This is a genomic window from Nocardia terpenica, from assembly GCF_013186535.1.
Taxonomy (GTDB): Bacteria; Actinomycetota; Actinomycetes; order Mycobacteriales; family Mycobacteriaceae; genus Nocardia; species Nocardia terpenica.
In genome coordinates, this window is sequence record NZ_JABMCZ010000001.1 from 2,098,848 (window position 1) to 2,115,588 (window position 16,741).

Consider the following 16,741-nt stretch of genomic DNA (forward strand, 5'->3'; position numbering starts at 1 on the left):
CCCCTGTGATTCCGGCGTGCTTTTGGCCGGAATCTACCGTGAGATCCCGGCCAAAAGCGTGCCGGGATCAATGAGTGGGGGCGTGCCGCGAACGAGGCTTGGTCGTCCGCCGCGGCAGCAGGGCGTCTATCGCCGCCCGCAGGTGGGTGCGGGCTTGCTCGGTGGTCAATTCGCCTGTGAGCCAGCGGGAGGACAGGCCCTCGGTGAGGGTGGTGATGATCAGGGCGGTCTCGTCGGGGTCGACGGTGTCGGCGATGTCGCCGACGGCCTGGGCGACCCGGATGGCGTCGGCGACCTCGCCGTTCCACTGCCGGGAGGTGCGGGCCAGGGGTTCGCGCAGCGGCCGCTCGTAGACGGCGGCGGCGCGAAGTTCGTTCCAGGCCAGCGAATTCTCCAAGACCTCGGGGGTGTCCTGGATCTCGGCGAGCAGATGGTTGACCAGGCGGTCGCGCGGCGAGCCGGTGCCGTCGGCCGCCGTGCGGTAGGCGCGGGCCTGATCGTTGATGTAGGTGAGCGCCGCCGACAGCAGGCCGTCACGATCCTTGAAGTGGTAGTAGAGCAGCCCTGGGGACACGCCTGCCACCTGGGCGACATCGCTGACCCGCAGGCCGCGCACGCCGCGCTCGGCGATGGCGGTGGCGCTCGCCCGCAGGATCGCTTCCCGCCGCTCACTCATGCCCGCGCCACCGGCTGCTGCTGGGTGATGCAGTGGATGCCGCCGCCGCGGGCGAAGATCTCCCGCGCGTCCACGGTGACCACCCGTCGACCCGGGTAGGCGTCGGCGAGGATGCCGCGGGCGACGGCATCGTTCGAATCGTCGAAGCCGCAGCAGATTACGCCGCCGTTGACGACGAGATGGTTGATGTAGCTGTAGTCGACCCAGCCCTCCGCGTCGCGCAGCACGCGCGGGGCGGGCACCTCGACGATCTCCCACGGCTTGCCGTGCGCGTCGTGGCTGTCGCGCAGCACCGCGAGGATCTCGGCGCTCACGTGCGCGTCGGGATGCGACGGGTCCTGCTGGGCGTGCATGAGCAGCCGCCCGGGCGCGGGAATCGCGGCCACGATGTCGACGTGCCCGCGGGTGCCGAAGCGTTCGCTGTCGCGGGTGAGCCCGCGCGGCAACCAGATCACGTGCCGGGCGCCGATCGTGCGAGCCAGCTCGGCCTCGACGGCCGCCCGGTCCAGCCCGGGATTGCGGCCCGGGTCGAGCTGCACGGTGCGGGTGACCAGCACGGTACCCTGCCCGTCGACCTGGATGCCGCCGCCCTCGTTCACCAGGGGCGAGGCGACGATCTCGGCCCCGGCGCGCTCGCCGACGAACCGGCCGATGTGCCGGTCGCGGTCCCAGCTCGCCCACTCCTGGCCGCCCCAGCCGTTGAACACCCAGTCCACCGCGCCCAATCGGCCGTCCTCGTCGTGGACGAAGGTGGGCCCGATATCGCGCATCCAGGCATCGTCCAGCGGCGCCTCGATCACGTCGACCTCACGAGAGACATACTGCCGCACCACCTCTCGATCGGCCGGGTCGACGACCATGGTGATCGGCTCGAAATCGAGCACGGCGTGGGCGACCGCCGCCCACGCGGTGCGCGCCCGGTGCGCCGAGTCGGCGTCGGCGAACGCGGTCGCGCCCAGCGGCGGGAACGCCATCCAGATCCGTTCCTGCGGAGCGGTTTCCGCGGGCATCACCCAGCTCACGACGCACCGTAGGGGTGGTCGGCGTCGACCGGCGCGGTGAGCCGGGCGTAGGTGTCGGGGCGACGGGTGGTCAGGAACGGGAACAGCCCCAACCAGTCTCGGCGCTGGTCCAGGTCCAGATCGGCGACCAGCACCGCGGCCTCGTCGCGTGGGGCCTGGACCAGCACGCGGCCGTAGGGATCGCTGATGAACGACGATCCGTAGAAGTGCACGCCGCCCTCATCGCCGAACCGGTTCGGCACCACCATGAAAGTGCCCGCGGTAATGCCGTTTCCGACGATGACGTGCTGCCACAGCGGTTGGGTGTCGAAGGCGGGGAAGGACGGCTCCGAGCCGATCGCGGTGGGGTACACCAGGATTTCCGCGCCGCCCAGCGAATACATCCGGGAGACCTCCGGGAACCACTCGTCCCAGCAGGTGGGCATGCCGATCGCGGCGCCGTCCAGGGCGGCGGGCCGGTAGATCGGGTAGGCGTCGTCGGCCGGGCCGGGCCGGAAGTAGGTGTCCTCGTAGTAGCCGTCGCTGATCGGGATGTGCAGTTTCCGTGTGCGGCCGAGCAATTCGCCGTCCGGCGAGACGAGGATGGCGGTGTTGAAGCCCAGCCCGTCGGCGGCCTCGGCGCGCTCGTACAGCGAGGCGTGCACCGCGACCCCGGTCTCCTTGGCGGCCTGCGTGGCGAAGGTGAAGGTGGGGCCGGTGCGCAGATCTTCCGCGCGCGCACCGGGATTCGCCCCGGCCCGCACGTCGGCGGGATAGCGCGACAGCGTGAGTTCCGGCAGGAACACGGCTTTCGCGCCCAGGTCGGCGGCGCGGCGGATGCCCTCGGCGAGGGTGGCGCGCAGTTCGTCGGCGTCGGCGAGCCAGCGGTGCTGGACCAGGCCGACCCGCAGCGGGGCGCGCTGCGGCGGCTCGGCGCGGGCGAACGAGGGGGGCGGGGTGAAGGCCGTCTCGACGACGAAGGATCGGGCCATGGTGCGGGGTACCTCCTTGTACAGACGAACTGAAAACTCAGTCAGTAATGAATTTACTCCGTCGGCGCCGTGAGCGCAGCGGTTTCCTCGTGGCGAGCCGCCGCCCGCCGGGGCGCGCCCGACAGCCGCAGCGCGATCGGGTAGATCACGGCGGTGACCAGGGCCGAGCCGAGGGTGCTCACATCGATCCCCCCCGCGATGCCCGCGAGCGGGCCGGTGTAGAGCGTGGTGTCGACGGTGAGGATGCCGAAGATCGATCCGGCCGCCCAGGCCGCGGTCGCGGGCACGTTCCAGCCGCGGGTGAACCAGTAGCGTCCGCCCCGGCGGCCCTGTGCGAACGCTTGCAGATCCACGGTGTCGAAGCCGTCGCCGCGCTGCCGCAGCACCCCGCCGACCAGCACCACGATCCACGGTGCGGCAACGGCATTGAGCACCACGGTCATCGCGGTCACGGCGTCGGCGGCGTTCACCACGAACACGCCGACATACAGCAGCACGATCGAGACGGTGGCGCTGATCGTCGTGGTCTGCACCCGGCGCAGGCGGGGGAGCAGGCCCTCCAGATCGAGGCCGCTGGCGTAGATGTTCATCACGCCCTGCCCGAGCCCGCCCGCCAGCGAGATGACCAGGATCGGCAGCAGGTACCAGGCGGGGGCGGCGGCGACCACGTCGTGCAGGAAAGATCCGGTGCGCGTGGTGAATCCGGTCGCGATGTACGCGCCGAGCAGCGCGGGCAGCTGGCCGACGAACAGGGCGATGCCGAAAGCCGCGACGATGGTGCGGCCGCGGTGGCGGCGCGCCGAGATGCGCCGGGAGTAGTCGCCGACGACCGGCGCGTACGACAGCGGGCCGCCGGCGGCCAGCACCGCCGACAGCATCCAGGTCTGCCAGTGCCCGCCCAGCCGGTAGGGGCCGAAAGTGGCGCTCGGAGCGAACCTTCCGGCGAAGGCGACCAGGCCCACCAGCATGAGCACGCCGACCACGGGAACCACGACCTGCTGCACCGCCACGATGGTCCCGTGCCCGAACAGGGCGACGGTCACCATCGCCGCGGCCACCAGCGCGTAGGCGAGCGCGCGCACCCCGTCGTTCTCCGGTGTCTCGAGCAGCCGGTGCGCGGCGGCGACCAGGGCGTCGCCGCTGGTCCACACCGTGACCGCGCCGTAGGCGAGGGCGAAGGCCAAAGCCAGTGCGGAGCCGATGAACCGGCCGCGGATGCCGAACCAGGCCCCGCTGGCCACGGTCATATTGGTCCCGGTCCGCGGCCCGACGACCGCCAGCGGCGCCACCAGCACCGCCCCGGCCAGCGCCCCCACCACGATCGCCGAGGCGGCATCGGCGAAATCGAGTCCGAACGAGATTGCCAGCCAGCCGAATACGACCACGGTCCAGGTCAGATTGCCGCCGATGAAGACCGCCGCCAGATTACGGGGCCGGGAATCGCGCGCCTGCTCGGGAAGGAATTCCACACCGGCCTGCTCGATCTGCCCGACCCGATCGGCGTTCGGGTCCACGTACTCCGTCACAGCTGTGACCGTAACCACAACTGAAAATTCAGTCAATGGTTGTTTCCGGCGTGCAATGCCTGTTCCCGGCATGCTTTTGGCCGGGATCGTCTCGAGTGGCGGTGTGAGTCGGGTCACGCTAAGTTGAAACGCGTTCTGTACCAACCCTTTGGGGGACCTGTATGTGGATTATCGCGGTCATCTCCGTGATCAGTGCCGCCGTTATCGCCTACGGCTTCAAGATCTCGTTTCCGGAGTAGGTGGGATGACGGTGACCGGGCCGACCTCGGTGGGGTGAGCCGCGCCAAGCGGGTGCGGACGCGAGGGTGATCTACAGTCGGAAGATGGCCTTCACTGCCGCAGATGCCGTTCGGACCGCGCTGACGAATGTGCGAATCTTCGACGGGCGCAAGCTTTCCGAACCGACCACCGTGGTGATCGATGGGTCCGTGATCGCGACCGATGCCACCGGCGCGCGGCGGATCGACGCGGGTGGTGCGGTGTTGCTGCCGGGATTTATCGACTGTCATGTTCATGTGGCGGGGCCCGAGACGCCGGAATCGTTGGTGGCGCACGGGGTTACGACCGCGCTGGACATGGCGGCCTGGCCGCTGTCGATGCTGGCGGCGGTGCGTGCGGTGCGGGATTCGGCCACCGTGCGCAGTGCCGGGTTGCCGATCATCGGCCCGGGTGGTCCGCATGCCGGATTGTCCGGTCTCGCCGAACTGAGCGTGATCGGCGGGCCCGCGGAGGCGGAGCCCGCGGTGGCGGCGCGGGTGGCCGCGGGGTCGGACTACATCAAGCTCGTGCTGGAGGCTCCCGGCGACGGCGGGCCCGATCCCGAGACCGCGAAAGCCGTTGTGGCCGCGGCCCATGCGCGCGATCTGCTGGTGGTCGCGCATGCCACGACGGTCGGGGCCTATGCGCTGGGCCTCGACGTCGGCGTCGATGTGATCACGCACGTCCCGACCGATGCGGTCCTGCCGGACGCCGATAACGCCCGCATGGCCGCCGGGTCGCAGGTCGCCGTTCCCACCCTCACGATGATGAAGGGCATCGGCGAGCTGACGGGTCGCGCCGAGGTGTTCGACGCCGCACTGGCCACTGTCGGCGCCCTGTACGCCGCGGGCATTCCCGTGCTGGCCGGAACCGATGCCAACCACACTCCCGGCATCCCGTATCAGCCTCCGTTCGGTGAGTCCATACACGGTGAGCTCGAGCTCCTGGTCGCCGCGGGTCTTCCGGCCGCGGCGGCCCTCGAGGCCGCGACGGCGCTCCCCGCCAGGCACTTCCGTCTCCCCGATCGCGGCGCCATCACCCCCGGCCACCGCGCCGATCTGATCCTGCTCGACGGTGACCCGCTCGCCGATATCCGCGCGACCCGCACCATCACGCGAATCTGGTGCGGCGGAATCGAATACGCACCGGCGGGCGCATAGGGCCGTGCTGACTGTTTGCCCGATGGGCATTGTGCGGGCTGGTGGTCGGTAGGACCCGTTTGCCGGTTGCGTCTGTTATGCGGCGGCGGCGGCGTAGCGGTAAAGGTCACATTCCGGTAACGGAAGGGTAGTGGGCGGCGACATGTGGCGCGACAACGCACAGCGCGGCTCACGAAAGGCATTGCTTCATGCGATTATCGCGCCGTCGGCCGGGGTTCGGCCGGAACAGGACGTCGTTCGGGCGGGCCGTGCTCGCGCTGGTATTGGCCGTGCTGATGCCGGTCGGCGCGGCGGCGGTCGGCGGCGGGGCGACGGCGTCGGCGGCGTTCGACCCGGACGGTTTCGACTTCTGGGTGGATTCGAGCATGGGCCCGATCAAGTCGCGGGTGTTCCGCGCCGCGGACGGCAATACCGATCGGGTGGTGTACGCGCTCGACGGCATGCGCGCCCGCCAGGATCTCAACGGCTGGGAGATCGAGACCGAGGTCGCCCGCGAGATGACCAAGTGGAACATCAACGTGGTCATGCCGGTCGGCGGTCAGTCCAGCTTCTACGCGGACTGGAACGCGCCGTCGAGCTTCGTCGGCATCGCGCCCGGTTCGGGGTCGTCGTCCGGGTCGTCGTCGGGCTCGTCCTCGGGTTCCGGTGGGATGCAGGTGTTCTCGGGCGGGCCGGGCAAGTCCTACGCCTACAGGTGGGAGACCTTCCTGACCCAGGATCTGCGCACTGCGCTGCGGGATCGGCTGGGCTTCAACCCGAATCGCAACGGCGTGTTCGGCCTGTCGATGGGTGGCAGTGCGGCGCTGACGCTGTCGGCCTATCATCCGGATCAGTTCAGCTTCGCCGGTTCGTTCTCCGGCTACCTCAATATCTCCGCGCCCGGCATGCGCGAGGCCATCCGGGTGGCCATGATCGATGCCGGTGGCTACAACGTGGATTCGATGGCGCCGCCGTGGGGTCCGCAGTGGCTGCGGATGGACCCGTTCGTGTTCGCGCCGCGGCTGATCGCCAACAACACCCGGCTGTGGATCTCGGCCGCCAGCGGACGCCCCACCGCCACCGACGGACCGAATATCAACACCGTCTACGGCATGGGTCTCGAGGCGCTGGCGCTGGTGAACACCCGCGCCTTCCAGGTCCGGATGATGTCGCTGGGCGCGCGGAACGCCACCTACGACTTCCCGGCCTTCGGCGTGCACGCCTGGAACAACTGGCAGGACGAGGCATACCGCATGCTGCCGGACCTGTCGGCCAACATCGGCTGACGCCGACGTCCAGATTGTGGGCGGGCCGACGTCCAGATTGTGGGCGGGCCGACGTCCAGATTGTGGACGGGCCGACGTCCAGATTGTGGACAGGCTGACGTCCATGATTGTGGACAGGCCGGTCAGTCGGCGACCTTGATCACCAGTTTGCCGAGGTTGCGGCCGACGAGCAGGCCCCGGAACGCCTCGACGGCGTTGTCGAGACCGTCGACGACGTCCTCGAGGTATTTCATTCGCCCCTCGGCGATCCAGCCCGCGGTGTCGGCGAGGAAGGCCGGGTACTGCTCGGCGGCGAACTCGGTCTGGATGAAGCCGCGCACGGTCAGGCTGCGGCGCAACACCATCGACATGAACAGGCCCAATCGGTCGGGGCCGGGCGGCAATTCGGTGTCGTTGTATCCGGCGATCAAGCCGCACACCGGGATTCGGGCGTACCGATTGAGCCGCGGCAGCACGGCATCGAACACCGCGCCGCCGACGTTCTCGAAGTAGACGTCGATGCCGTCCGGCGTGGCGGCGGCCAGCTGCTCGGCGAAGTCGGGGGCGCGGTGGTCGACGGCGGCGTCGAAGCCGAAGTAATCGCGCAGCAGCGCAACCTTTTTCGGTCCGCCCGCGATGCCGACCGCCCGCGCGCCCCGGATCTTGGCGAGCTGGCCGACGGTCGCGCCCACCGGTCCGGTCGCGGCGGCCACGACGACGGTCTCGCCCGGTTGCGGCCGCCCGATGGTGAGCAGGCCGGAGTACGCGGTGAAGCCCGGCATGCCGAGCACGCCGAGGGCGGTGCGCGGCGGCGCGGCCGCGGGGTCGAGGCGGCGCAGAATGCGCACCGGCTCCACCGAATGTGTCTGCCAGCCACCGTATCCGAGCACGATATCGCCGGATCGCACGGTGTCGTCGGTGGTTTCGAGGACCCGGGAGACGGTGGCGCCGACCATGGGCTGCCCAATCCGCACCGGCGGGGCGTAGGACGGGGCGTCGCTCATCCGCCCGCGCATGTACGGGTCCAGCGACAGGTACAGCGTCTGGAGCAGGGCCTCGCCGGGTGCGAGGGCGGGCAGCTCGACGGTCTCGGTCCGGAAGTTCTCCGCCGTCGGCATGCCGGTCGGGCGGGAAGCCAGCACGATTCGGGTGCTCTGCATCGGTCGTCGGCCTTTCGGTCGGGGGCGTAGGGCAGTGTGCCACGTCGCGCGCCCCCGGCCCGGGATCCACCGGTCCGGCGGGCTGATCAGTCGGTGGGGCCGATGACGAAGATCGAGGACCAGTAACCGGCCGTGTCGTTACCGAGTAGCGGCTGTAGCAGGGCGTACAGGATCGTGGACATGGTCGTGCTCCCTTCGGGTGGCGGCAAGACTCCGATCGCGACTACTCACGATCGGAAGAACTGCTCCAGCAACCTTTCCCCGCCGTACAGCAGGAGAAACCACCCGTAGTAAATCTGCATCATCGCTGCATTCTCTCCCGGATGGTAACGATGTGCGACCGGACGGTTCTATTCGGCGGGATGCACGCAGGCCGCGGTGAGCAGCGCCGTGATCCGGTCGGCGGGCATCGGACGGTGGAACAGCCAGCCTTGCGCGGTGTCGCAGCCGAGGTCGAGCAGCCGGTCGGCCTGATGGCCGGTCTCCACGCACTCGGCGGTGACGGTAAGCCCCAGGCCGTGGGTGAGGCCGATGATGGTTTCCAGGATGAGCAGATCGCTGCGGTCGGCGGTGCCCGCGCTGCGGATGCGGTGGATGAACGGCCCGGCCAGCTTGACCACGTGCAACGGAAGTCGGCCCAGATAGGCGAGGTTGGAGTAGCCGGTGCCGAAATCGTCGATGGCGATGCGGACTCCGGCCTCGGCGAGGGTGCGCAGCGCCTGCAGCGGCCGCCCGGTGGCGTGCATGAAGGTGCGCTCGGTCAGCTCCAATTGCAGTCTGGCAGGGTCGAATCCGGTGTCGGTGATGATCCGCTGCACCCGGTGCAGCCAGGCCGGGTCGGCGACCTCGGCGGCGGAGACGTTCACGCTGACCACCGGGGTGTGCGCGCCGAACTCGTCGTGCCAGCGGCGGCCGTCGCGGCACGCCTGCTCGAGCACCACCGTGCCGAGCGCGGCGATGTGCCCGCTGTCCTCGGCGAGGTCGACGAATCGTGCCGGGCTGAGCACGCCGAGCGCCGGATGCCGCCAGCGCACCAGCGCCTCCACGGCCAGCGGGCGCTGGTCGGCGAGCGCGACGATGGGCTGGTAGTCGAGGTAGAACTCGCCGCGTGCGAGCGCCGCCGGCATGGCCGCGGTCAGCTCGGCGCGGGTGTGCTCGCGGCGGCGGCGATCCGGGTCGAAGATCGAATAGCGGGCGCGCCCATCGGTTTTCGCCCAGTACATGGTGGTGTCGGCGGCCTGCAGCAGCTCGTCGGTGGTGGTGTGGGCGGTGCGTTCGATCATCACGCCGACGCTGGCGGTGACGGTCAGGCGGTGGCCGAGGATGTCGAAGGGCACGCTGAAGGCGTCGACCACCGTGCGGGCCAGCTCGGCCAGTTCGCCGGAGTTGCGGGCGCGCGGCACCAGGATGATGAATTCGTCGCCGCCCATCCGCGCCACCAGCTGATCGGGGCCGCACGCGCAGGCGGTCAGGCGCGCGGCGGCCTGGGTGAGCAGCACGTCGCCGACGGCGTGACCGAGGGTGTCGTTGACGGTCTTGAAATGGTCCAGATCCACGTAGCACAGGCCGACCCGGGCGGTCGGATCGGCGAAGGCGGTGGTGAGGGCGTCGAAGAAGCGGGATCGGTTGGCCAGGCCGGTGAGCGGGTCGTGGAGGGCGCGGTAGGTCAGCCGCTCGCGCAGGGCGCGGCGCTCGGAGATGTCCTCCACCAGGACCAGCGTGTACTGCGGCAGGCCCTGTTCGTCGCGGATCAGCGAGACGTTGATATTGGTCCACACGGTGTGGCCGTCGCGGTGGCGGTACGCCTTCTCCAACTGCACGCTGTCGTGCTCGCCGCGCAGCACGCCCGCGTAGAGCTCCCACATGCCGGGCGGGTCGTCGGGGTGGGCCAGGTCGGTGACGGTGAACCGGGTCATCTCCTCGGGGCGGTAGCCGAGCATGGTCGCGAACGCGGTGTTGACCTCGATGATCCGGCCGCTCATATCCGACAGGCCGGTGCCGATTCCGGCCTGGGAGAACACCGCTCGCAACCGGGCCTCGCTGCCGCGCAGCTGCTGCTCGACCACGCGGCGGGCGGCGATGTCGGCGGCGCGCACGCTCTCCTGTTCGGCGAGCAGCCAGGCGCGGAAGGCGCGCACGTAGCCGGAGGCGAACGCGCCGAGCACGGCGGCGGGGCAGGGCGCGCCGGTGTCGGCGAAATAGCGCTCCAGGACGGCGATGCTGCGGCCGAGGACCTCGTCGCCGACGAAGTGCGCGCGGGCCAGTTCGGCGCCGAGTTCGGCGGCGCGGGCGGGGTCGCCGGTGTGGGTGGCGGTGACGAGGTCGGCGGCGAGACGGGTCAGCAACTCCCGTGTCTCGCTCGCGCTCAACGGCACGACGTGATCGCGAGCGCCGCCGCCGAGCGCGGCCGCCCACCGCTCGGCCAGTTCCGCGTGCGGGCCGTCGAGATCGGACCCATCCCACGCCATGAAGATCGATCGTAGCCGGGTCGGCGGCAACATGTGAACCGCAACCATTTCGCAGATGCTCGAATACGATTGCGGTGCCTGGCCTTCCGGCGGGGCGCGGTAGCGGAGAGAGCGGGAATGACCAGACCTGATTGGGCGCCGGAGGGCATCGACCTGGACCGGCCCAGTGCCTCCCGGGTGTACGACTACTTCGTCGGCGGGATGCACAATTTCGAGATCGACCGGGCGCTGGCGCGCCAGATCGAGGCGTTCACACCGAATGTCGCCGAAACCATGCGCGCCAATCGGGATCTGCTGCGGCGGTGTGTGCGGCTGCTGGTGGACGCCGGGATCGATCAGTTCCTCGATCTGGGGTCGGGGATTCCGACGGTCGGCAACGTGCACGAGGTGGCGCAGGCCCGCAATCCGGGGGCGAGCGTGGTGTATGTCGACATCGATCCGGTCGCCGTGGCGCACAGCCGCGCCATCCTCGCGGACAATCCGGGCGCGACGGTGATTCAGGCGGATGTGGCCGAGCCCGAGGCGATTCTGGCCGAGGCGGCGGCGACGGGGCTGCTGGATTTCCGGCGGCCGATGGCGGTGCTGCTGCTGGGTGTGCTGCATTTCGTGCCGGAGGGGGCCGACCCGGCGGCGAGCGTGGCGCGGCTGCGGGAGGCGGTGGCGCCCGGCAGCTATCTGGCCATCACCCACGCGACCGCCGACGGGCAGCCCGCCGAGGTGCTGGCGGCGCAGAAGCTGTCCGGACGCACCTCGACCGAGATCGTCCTGCGGTCGCGGGAACAGATCGGCGCCTACTTCGCCGATTGGACGCTGCTCGCGCCGGGGCTGGTGCCGCTGCCGCTGTGGCGGCCGGACGATCCGGCGGATGTGGGGGAGTGCCCGGAGATGTCGGGGGCGTACGGCGGGGTGGCGCGTAAGTACTGAGTGGCGTTGTGTACCAACGTATTCGCGAGCCAGGGTGCGCGCATGGGCGCGGGCGTCGGTATGGTGTGAGCGCCCGGCCGTCGGCCGTGGTGATCCAGGGATACGGAAGGACTGTGGTGCGTACACCTTTGCTGATGGTCGCGTTCGGCGTGGCGCTCGCCGCCGGTGGCACGAATGCGGTGGCGTGGGCCGATCCGGCGGCCGGACCCGCCGTCGCGACGCCGATCTCGGAACCGATGATCGTGGGTACCGACGCGGACGGACAGACGGTGACGCTGACCGTCGGCCAGGAGCTGGCCATCGCCCTCCCCGACAACCCCTCCACCGGATACCGCTGGCAGCTGGCCGATTTCGACCAGGGCGTCATGCACCAGGAGGGCGACCCCCAATTTCGCCCGACCAACATCATGCCCGGCTCCCCGGGAACGTCGGTGTGGACATTCACCGCATCCGCCCCCGGCAACACCCGCCTCGACCTGGTGTCACTGCCGCCCGCCTGGCAGCCGGGCACACCCCCGCCCCAACACTTCTCGGTGAACGCATCGGTTCACTGAGCGCGCTCGGGGCTTTGTCGATCCCGGCGCGCCGGACCCGCTGATCCCGGCGTGCCGGACCTGTCGGTCCTGGTGTGCTGGGCCTGTTGGTCTTGGTGTGCTGGGCCTGTTGGTCCCGGCGTGCTTTTGGCCGGGATCGCACACCATATTCTTCGTTATCCACCACGTTGCCCGGTGACCCGTGGTGTGCGATTCTCGGTGGAGCCCCTTCCGGGGGGAAATTCTTCGTCTGAGGGGGCTCGAATGCGGATGATGTCCAGGGTGGGCGCGGGGGTTGCGGCGTTCGGTGTGGTGGTCGGGGTCGCTTGTGCTGCACCCGATGCTGTGGCGGATGTGACTGCGGTCGAGGTTGCGCCGGGGATGAGTTTCGGGAGTTCGGGGGTGTATGGGACCGGGTGTTCGTACACGATTACCGCGACCGCGAAGCCGGGGACCTCGGTGTTGTTCATCGATGAGGTCGGTGGGGTTCGTACGCAGGAGACGTTGCGGCCGCCGGGGGCGCCGACCGGCGATACCGGGAAGGCTCAGACCGTGTGGACGCCCGATCGGGCGGGCGTGCACACGATTTGGGCGGGTGAGTATCCGACGCCGGGGGCGGCGATCGTTACCTCCGAGGTGAACGTGGGTACCGGGATCAACCTGGGGCCCGCCTGCCTGGTGCTGCCGTAGAACGCCCGTATTGCCTTGCGGTGCAAGGGGATCGGTCAGTCCTGTCGGCCGAGGTCGGCGACGATCTGTTCGATGTGATCGTGCCATGTAGCCAGAGCTTCGGCGGTCTCCTCGGGGGTCAGCTGCGGTGCGGTGTCGGTGAGGGTGATGCGCGCACCGCCGGGGCCGGGGCGGAGTTGCCAGCGGATGGTGTGGGGATTCGTTGTGGCGGTATGGAATTCGAGGAGTGATGGGGGATCGACGGTGCGAGCCGGGCCGGTGGGGAGACCGGCCGGGGCGAAGGGCGCCGGGGGTTCGGCGCCTGCGGTGGGGGTGTGCCCGGCGGTCAGGGCCTGCCAGACCTCGTCGACGGGGTGCATCATCAGCTGGCGTTCGAAGCGGATGATTGTGGCGGTGTCGGTCTGTTCGGCCGTGCCCTCGTCCAGGCCGAACTGCCGGACGTACCGCTCGTGCTGCTGGGGCCAGGAGAAATCGGGGTCGGCGGAGGTGGGGGCGTCGGTGCGGGAATCGGCGAGTGCGTCCAGGCAGCGGTGCCAGCCGGTGGCGAAGCTCGCCGCGCCGGGGCGGTCGCCGAAGGTGTGCAGGAAGACGAGGCGGCAGCCGGTCGGGAGCGGGTGCAATTCGAAACGGAGAGTGCGGATTTCGTCGAATCCGGCCAACCCGACCGCGGAGGAGTCCATGCGGTACTCCAGGACGTGCGGCGGCTCCAGGGCGGTCACGACGCCGTGGATGGTCACCGCCTGCTCGCCCGCGCCGTAGACCTCGCGCACCTTGCCGCCGACGACCGGCTCCAGCTCCCTTTCGGCCGCCGGATACCAGTGCGCCAGCCGGTCGGAGTCGAAGACGGCCCGCCACACGGTCTCCACCGGGTGGGCCAGTTCGCGTTCGAAGCGCAGCTCCCAGCGGTCGCCGTCGCGGCGCAGGGTTCCGGTGCGGCTCATGACGTTTCTCCTCGTTCGGGATTCGCGGGCTCCGGCGGGGCGTCGAGATGGCGTTCGAGGGTGTCGAGACTGTCGGCCCACAACCGGCGATAGGGCGCCAGCCAGGCATCGAGCTCGGCCAGCGGCGCCGGATCCAGCTCGTACCAGCGGCGCTGCGCGTCGACCCGGACCCGGACGAAACCGGCCTCCCGCAACACGCGCAGATGTTTCGAGGTACCCGGCTGGGACAACCCGAGCCGAGTGGCCAACTCGCCCACCGACTGCGGCCGCTGCAGCAGCAAATCCAGAATGCGGCGGCGATTCGGCTCGACGAGAACGTCGAACGCTACTGTCACAACCGCCAGTGTGCCTCTTTGGTTATATTCCCGTCAAGGCATATAGGGCCGTCAGCCCACGCCGCCGTCGCGTTCGCGGGTGGCGGCCAGGAGGTCTTCGCGGGCGCGGGCGATGCGAGAGCGGACGGTGCCCACGGGGCAGCCGCAGACCTCGGCGGCCTCCTGGTAGGACAGGCCCAGGACCTGGGTGAGGATCAGGGCCTCGCGGCGTTCGGGGTCCAGGCCGTCGAGCAGCATGCGGATCTCGACGAGGTCCTCGAAGGTGCGGCCGGTGCGCTGCACGGCGGCGCGCTGTTCGGCGGCGGACTCCCAGTCGTCGGTGTCGTGCAGGCGGGGGCGGGCGACCGCGGAGCGGATGGAGTCGACCACCACGCGGCGCGCGATCGACAGCAGCCAGGCGCGGGCCGAGGCGCGGCCCGCGAATCGGGGCAGGCTGCCGTAGGCGCGGACGAACGTCTCCTGGGTGAGGTCGTCGGCCGCGCCGGGGCCCGCGCGATAGGCGTGGAACCGCCAGACATCGGCCTGCATGGCGCGCACCCATTGTTCGAATGCCCGCCGATCGCCGCGACCCGCGGCCAGGGCAAGCGCGGTCAGCTCGTCGTCTTTGTCACCGGGCACGGTTCGTCAGGCTACTACATGCTGTCGTGGAAGCTTGCATACCGTGGCGGGAACTCTTCGGCGGGTCTGCGCGACCATAGGGACATGAGGTGCGAAACGGTCCGCGAAGCGTTGTCCGCGCGTATCGACGGCGAGCCGGAACCGATCCGGGCCGCGGTGGTCGATCGGCATGTGGTGGGCTGCGCGGGCTGCCGGGACTGGTACCGCCGCGCCGAAGAGCTGCGCCGGGCGACGATTCTGCATCCTGCGCCCGCGGTGCCGGACCTGACCGCGCGGATCATGGCGGCCGTGCCCGAACAGACCCGCGAGCCCGTCGGGCTGCGGGCCGCGCTGGCCGTCGTCGCCGTCGCGCAGACCAGCCTGGCGCTGGCCCAGCTGTTCGGCGCCGACACCGGCATGGGGCATGCGGCGCACGGCGCGTTCATGATGGGCCACATGAGCCACGAGAGCGCGGCCTGGAACCTGGCGATCGGCATCGGGCTGGTGTGGGCGGCGCTGCGCACCCGCACCGCGGCCGGGCAGCTGCCCATGCTGAGCGTGTTCGTCGGCGTGCTGACCGGGGTCTCGCTGCTCGACATCACGCGCGGGGATGTGACTGCGGCCCGGCTGATTTCGCATGTTCCGGTGCTGCTCGGGGTGGCGCTGCTGTATCTGGTGTACCGCCGACACCGCGACGATGATCGGCCTATCGGAGACCGAATGGATACCGGGCGTGAGCGTTTCGCGGACGAGGTGCCGGATATCGATGTGGCGCACGAGGATTCGATCCTGCGGTTCCGGCATCGACGTCCGGCCAGTCGTCATCGCGCCGCGTAGGTCGAGTGCGGCACATGGATTCCGGCCAAAAGCATGCCGGAATCATGAGTGGCAGCACGCCGGACTGACGGGTGGCCGCTTGCCGGAGTGACGGGTGGCAGCCTGCCGGAATGACGAGTGGACGCTTGCCGGAGTGACGGGTGGCAGCCTGCCGGAATGACGAGTGGACGCTTGCCGGAGTGACGGGTGGCAGCCTGCCGGAATGACGAGTGGACGCTTGCCGGAGTGACGGGTGGCAGCCTGCCGGAGTGACGGGTGGCAGCCTGCCGGAATGGCGAGTGGACGCTTGCCGGAGTGACGGGCGGTAGCCTGCCGGAGTGACGGGTGGCAGCCTGCCGGAATGGCGAGTGGACGCTTGCCGGAGTGACGGGCGGTAGCATGCCGGAATGACGGTGCGGCCTAAGCTGTTTCAGTAGCCGGACTTGGCGTTGACGCGCATGGGCCAGTACCGCTCGCCGTCGGCGGGGGTGTAGTTCGGCCAGCGGGGTGGGTTGCCCTCGGGGTGGTCGCCCAGGACTGTGACGCGGCGGCCGCGGCGGGGCTCGTCGTAGTCGTTGACCGCGTAGTGCTGGGTGACGCGGTTGTCCCAGAGGGCTACCGCGCCCGGCTGCCAGCGGAACCGGCAGGTGAACTGCGGGCCCTCGGAGAATTCGACGAGATGCTGGAGCAGCGCGTCGCTTTCGGGGCGGCTCAGCTGCGGGATGTGCGAGGTGAACAGCCGGTTCACATACAGCGAGCGGCGGCCGGTCTCCGGATGCACCCGCACCAGCGGATGTTCGGCCGAGGCCGTGTAGTCGCCCGCCGTCACCGAATGCACCGCGGTCAGGCCGTCGACCAGATCCCGCAGCGGCGCGGACAGCCGCTCGTAGACCAGATACTGATTGGTCCACATGGTGTCGCCGCCGCGCGGCGGGCAGGTCGTCAACTGCAGGATCGACACCAGCGGCGGGCTTTCGTGAAAGGTCATGTCGGTGTGCCAGCAGTCGACCTTTCCGCCCCGGTCCGACTCGATCAGAACTATTTCGGGAAAACCCTCGAGTTTCGGCAGATAGGGATGCAACTCGACCTCGCCGAAGCGGCGGCCGAACGCGATATGCGCGGCCGGCGGCAGGTCGCCCTGATCCGGGAAGAACAGCACCTGATATTCGAGCAGCAGCTCGTGCACCGTCTCGAATTCGGTGTCGGTCAGCGTCGCGAGATCGATACCTCGCAGCTCGGCGCCGAGAGCGCCGGAAATCGGCTGAACGGTAATGGTCGCAGGCATCGATGACCCCTCCTGGCCGCAACGGGAAGCCGACGGCTGCCATGGTATGTCGCGGATCCGAATCGCGCAGCCCAACGAGCGGATAAATTTAGGATAAACAATGCTTCCGGACAATAATTTCTGGATAACATCGAA

General features: G+C 69.7%; 16 protein-coding genes. 6 read left to right on the forward strand and 10 right to left on the reverse strand.

The genetic code is table 11. The features are described 5' to 3' along the window. Window positions 1–67 precede the first annotated feature (67 nt). From HPY32_RS09715 to HPY32_RS09730, 4 genes are read right to left on the reverse strand one after another with little or no spacing between them, the layout of a single operon-like run. On the reverse strand, window positions 68–676 hold the full coding sequence (locus HPY32_RS09715) for a TetR/AcrR family transcriptional regulator (protein WP_067591063.1): 609 nt from the start codon (window positions 674–676) through the stop codon (window positions 68–70). After that, window positions 673–1,698 (reverse strand): agmatine deiminase family protein, encoded by a 1,026-nt coding sequence (locus tag HPY32_RS09720; RefSeq protein WP_067591060.1) that lies wholly within the window; start codon window positions 1,696–1,698, stop codon window positions 673–675. The genes HPY32_RS09715 and HPY32_RS09720 overlap by 4 nt, the downstream gene beginning before the upstream one ends. After that, window positions 1,695–2,669: a nitrilase-related carbon-nitrogen hydrolase gene (locus tag HPY32_RS09725; RefSeq protein WP_067591058.1), complete on the reverse strand. Its 975-nt coding sequence runs from the start codon at window positions 2,667–2,669 to the stop codon at window positions 1,695–1,697. The genes HPY32_RS09720 and HPY32_RS09725 overlap by 4 nt, the downstream gene beginning before the upstream one ends. 53 nt (window positions 2,670–2,722) lie before the next feature. Next, window positions 2,723–4,195 (reverse strand): purine-cytosine permease family protein, encoded by a 1,473-nt coding sequence (locus tag HPY32_RS09730; RefSeq protein ID WP_231951750.1) that lies wholly within the window; start codon window positions 4,193–4,195, stop codon window positions 2,723–2,725. A gap of 323 nt (window positions 4,196–4,518) precedes the next feature. On the opposite strand from HPY32_RS09730, the gene HPY32_RS09735 reads away from it, so the two are divergent. Continuing rightward, entirely contained in the window at window positions 4,519–5,613 is a 1,095-nt protein-coding gene (locus tag HPY32_RS09735; protein WP_067591055.1) for an amidohydrolase family protein, read from the forward strand. A gap of 188 nt (window positions 5,614–5,801) precedes the next feature. Beyond that, window positions 5,802–6,878 carry an alpha/beta hydrolase gene (locus HPY32_RS09740; RefSeq protein ID WP_067591052.1) on the forward strand — a complete coding sequence of 359 codons (1,077 nt, stop codon included), beginning with the start codon at window positions 5,802–5,804 and terminating at the stop codon, window positions 6,876–6,878. Between the two features lie 122 nt (window positions 6,879–7,000). On the opposite strand, the gene curA is transcribed toward HPY32_RS09740, so the two are convergent. Both curA and HPY32_RS09750 read right to left on the reverse strand, forming a co-directional pair. Beyond that, a complete protein-coding gene (gene curA / locus HPY32_RS09745; RefSeq protein WP_067591049.1) occupies window positions 7,001–8,017 on the reverse strand; it encodes an NADPH-dependent curcumin/dihydrocurcumin reductase in 1,017 nt (338 codons plus the stop codon). A gap of 350 nt (window positions 8,018–8,367) precedes the next feature. After that, window positions 8,368–10,485, reverse strand: a complete 2,118-nt coding sequence (locus tag HPY32_RS09750; RefSeq protein WP_082871892.1) for a putative bifunctional diguanylate cyclase/phosphodiesterase — start codon at window positions 10,483–10,485, stop codon at window positions 8,368–8,370. A 117-nt stretch (window positions 10,486–10,602) separates the two neighbouring features. Between HPY32_RS09750 and HPY32_RS09755 the strand changes: the two genes are divergently transcribed. From HPY32_RS09755 to HPY32_RS09765, 3 genes are all read left to right on the forward strand, one after another. Next, window positions 10,603–11,409 carry an SAM-dependent methyltransferase gene (locus HPY32_RS09755; RefSeq protein WP_067591046.1) on the forward strand — a complete coding sequence of 269 codons (807 nt, stop codon included), beginning with the start codon at window positions 10,603–10,605 and terminating at the stop codon, window positions 11,407–11,409. Window positions 11,410–11,525: 116 nt separating this feature from the next. After that, window positions 11,526–11,963, forward strand: coding sequence for a protease inhibitor I42 family protein (locus HPY32_RS09760; protein WP_156674586.1), 438 nt, complete (start codon window positions 11,526–11,528; stop codon window positions 11,961–11,963). Between the two features lie 438 nt (window positions 11,964–12,401). Next, window positions 12,402–12,632 carry a hypothetical protein gene (locus HPY32_RS09765; protein WP_156674585.1) on the forward strand — a complete coding sequence of 77 codons (231 nt, stop codon included), beginning with the start codon at window positions 12,402–12,404 and terminating at the stop codon, window positions 12,630–12,632. A gap of 35 nt (window positions 12,633–12,667) precedes the next feature. Here HPY32_RS09765 and HPY32_RS09770 read toward each other — a convergent pair whose 3' ends face one another. The 3 genes from HPY32_RS09770 to HPY32_RS09780 are packed head-to-tail and all read right to left on the reverse strand — an operon-like array spanning window position 12,668 to window position 14,526. Then, window positions 12,668–13,573 (reverse strand): SRPBCC family protein, encoded by a 906-nt coding sequence (locus HPY32_RS09770; protein ID WP_067591037.1) that lies wholly within the window; start codon window positions 13,571–13,573, stop codon window positions 12,668–12,670. After that, window positions 13,570–13,908, reverse strand: coding sequence for an ArsR/SmtB family transcription factor (locus HPY32_RS09775; RefSeq protein ID WP_067591034.1), 339 nt, complete (start codon window positions 13,906–13,908; stop codon window positions 13,570–13,572). The genes HPY32_RS09770 and HPY32_RS09775 overlap by 4 nt, the downstream gene beginning before the upstream one ends. 51 nt (window positions 13,909–13,959) lie before the next feature. After that, on the reverse strand, window positions 13,960–14,526 hold the full coding sequence (locus HPY32_RS09780) for a sigma-70 family RNA polymerase sigma factor (RefSeq protein ID WP_067591031.1): 567 nt from the start codon (window positions 14,524–14,526) through the stop codon (window positions 13,960–13,962). Window positions 14,527–14,610: 84 nt separating this feature from the next. Between HPY32_RS09780 and HPY32_RS09785 the strand changes: the two genes are divergently transcribed. Continuing rightward, on the forward strand, window positions 14,611–15,342 hold the full coding sequence (locus HPY32_RS09785) for a zf-HC2 domain-containing protein (RefSeq protein ID WP_156674584.1): 732 nt from the start codon (window positions 14,611–14,613) through the stop codon (window positions 15,340–15,342). Between the two features lie 409 nt (window positions 15,343–15,751). Here HPY32_RS09785 and HPY32_RS09790 read toward each other — a convergent pair whose 3' ends face one another. Next, a complete protein-coding gene (locus HPY32_RS09790; RefSeq protein ID WP_067591028.1) occupies window positions 15,752–16,606 on the reverse strand; it encodes a TauD/TfdA dioxygenase family protein in 855 nt (284 codons plus the stop codon). Between the last annotated feature and the right edge of the window lie 135 nt (window positions 16,607–16,741).

What these genes read in the sequence shown, in the direction of transcription:
- HPY32_RS09715 (WP_067591063.1), bottom strand. Translation starts at nt 676, where the DNA reads ATGAGTGAGCGGCGGGAAGCGATCCTGCGGGCGAGCGCCACCGCCATC.
- HPY32_RS09725 (WP_067591058.1), bottom strand. Translation starts at nt 2,669, where the DNA reads ATGGCCCGATCCTTCGTCGTCGAGACGGCCTTCACCCCGCCCCCCTCG.
- HPY32_RS09735 (WP_067591055.1), top strand. Translation starts at nt 4,519, where the DNA reads ATGGCCTTCACTGCCGCAGATGCCGTTCGGACCGCGCTGACGAATGTG.
- HPY32_RS09740 (WP_067591052.1), top strand. Translation starts at nt 5,802, where the DNA reads ATGCGATTATCGCGCCGTCGGCCGGGGTTCGGCCGGAACAGGACGTCG.
- curA (WP_067591049.1), bottom strand. Translation starts at nt 8,017, where the DNA reads ATGCAGAGCACCCGAATCGTGCTGGCTTCCCGCCCGACCGGCATGCCG.
- HPY32_RS09750 (WP_082871892.1), bottom strand. Translation starts at nt 10,485, where the DNA reads ATGGCGTGGGATGGGTCCGATCTCGACGGCCCGCACGCGGAACTGGCC.
- HPY32_RS09755 (WP_067591046.1), top strand. Translation starts at nt 10,603, where the DNA reads ATGACCAGACCTGATTGGGCGCCGGAGGGCATCGACCTGGACCGGCCC.
- HPY32_RS09770 (WP_067591037.1), bottom strand. Translation starts at nt 13,573, where the DNA reads ATGAGCCGCACCGGAACCCTGCGCCGCGACGGCGACCGCTGGGAGCTG.
- HPY32_RS09785 (WP_156674584.1), top strand. Translation starts at nt 14,611, where the DNA reads ATGAGGTGCGAAACGGTCCGCGAAGCGTTGTCCGCGCGTATCGACGGC.
- HPY32_RS09790 (WP_067591028.1), bottom strand. Translation starts at nt 16,606, where the DNA reads ATGCCTGCGACCATTACCGTTCAGCCGATTTCCGGCGCTCTCGGCGCC.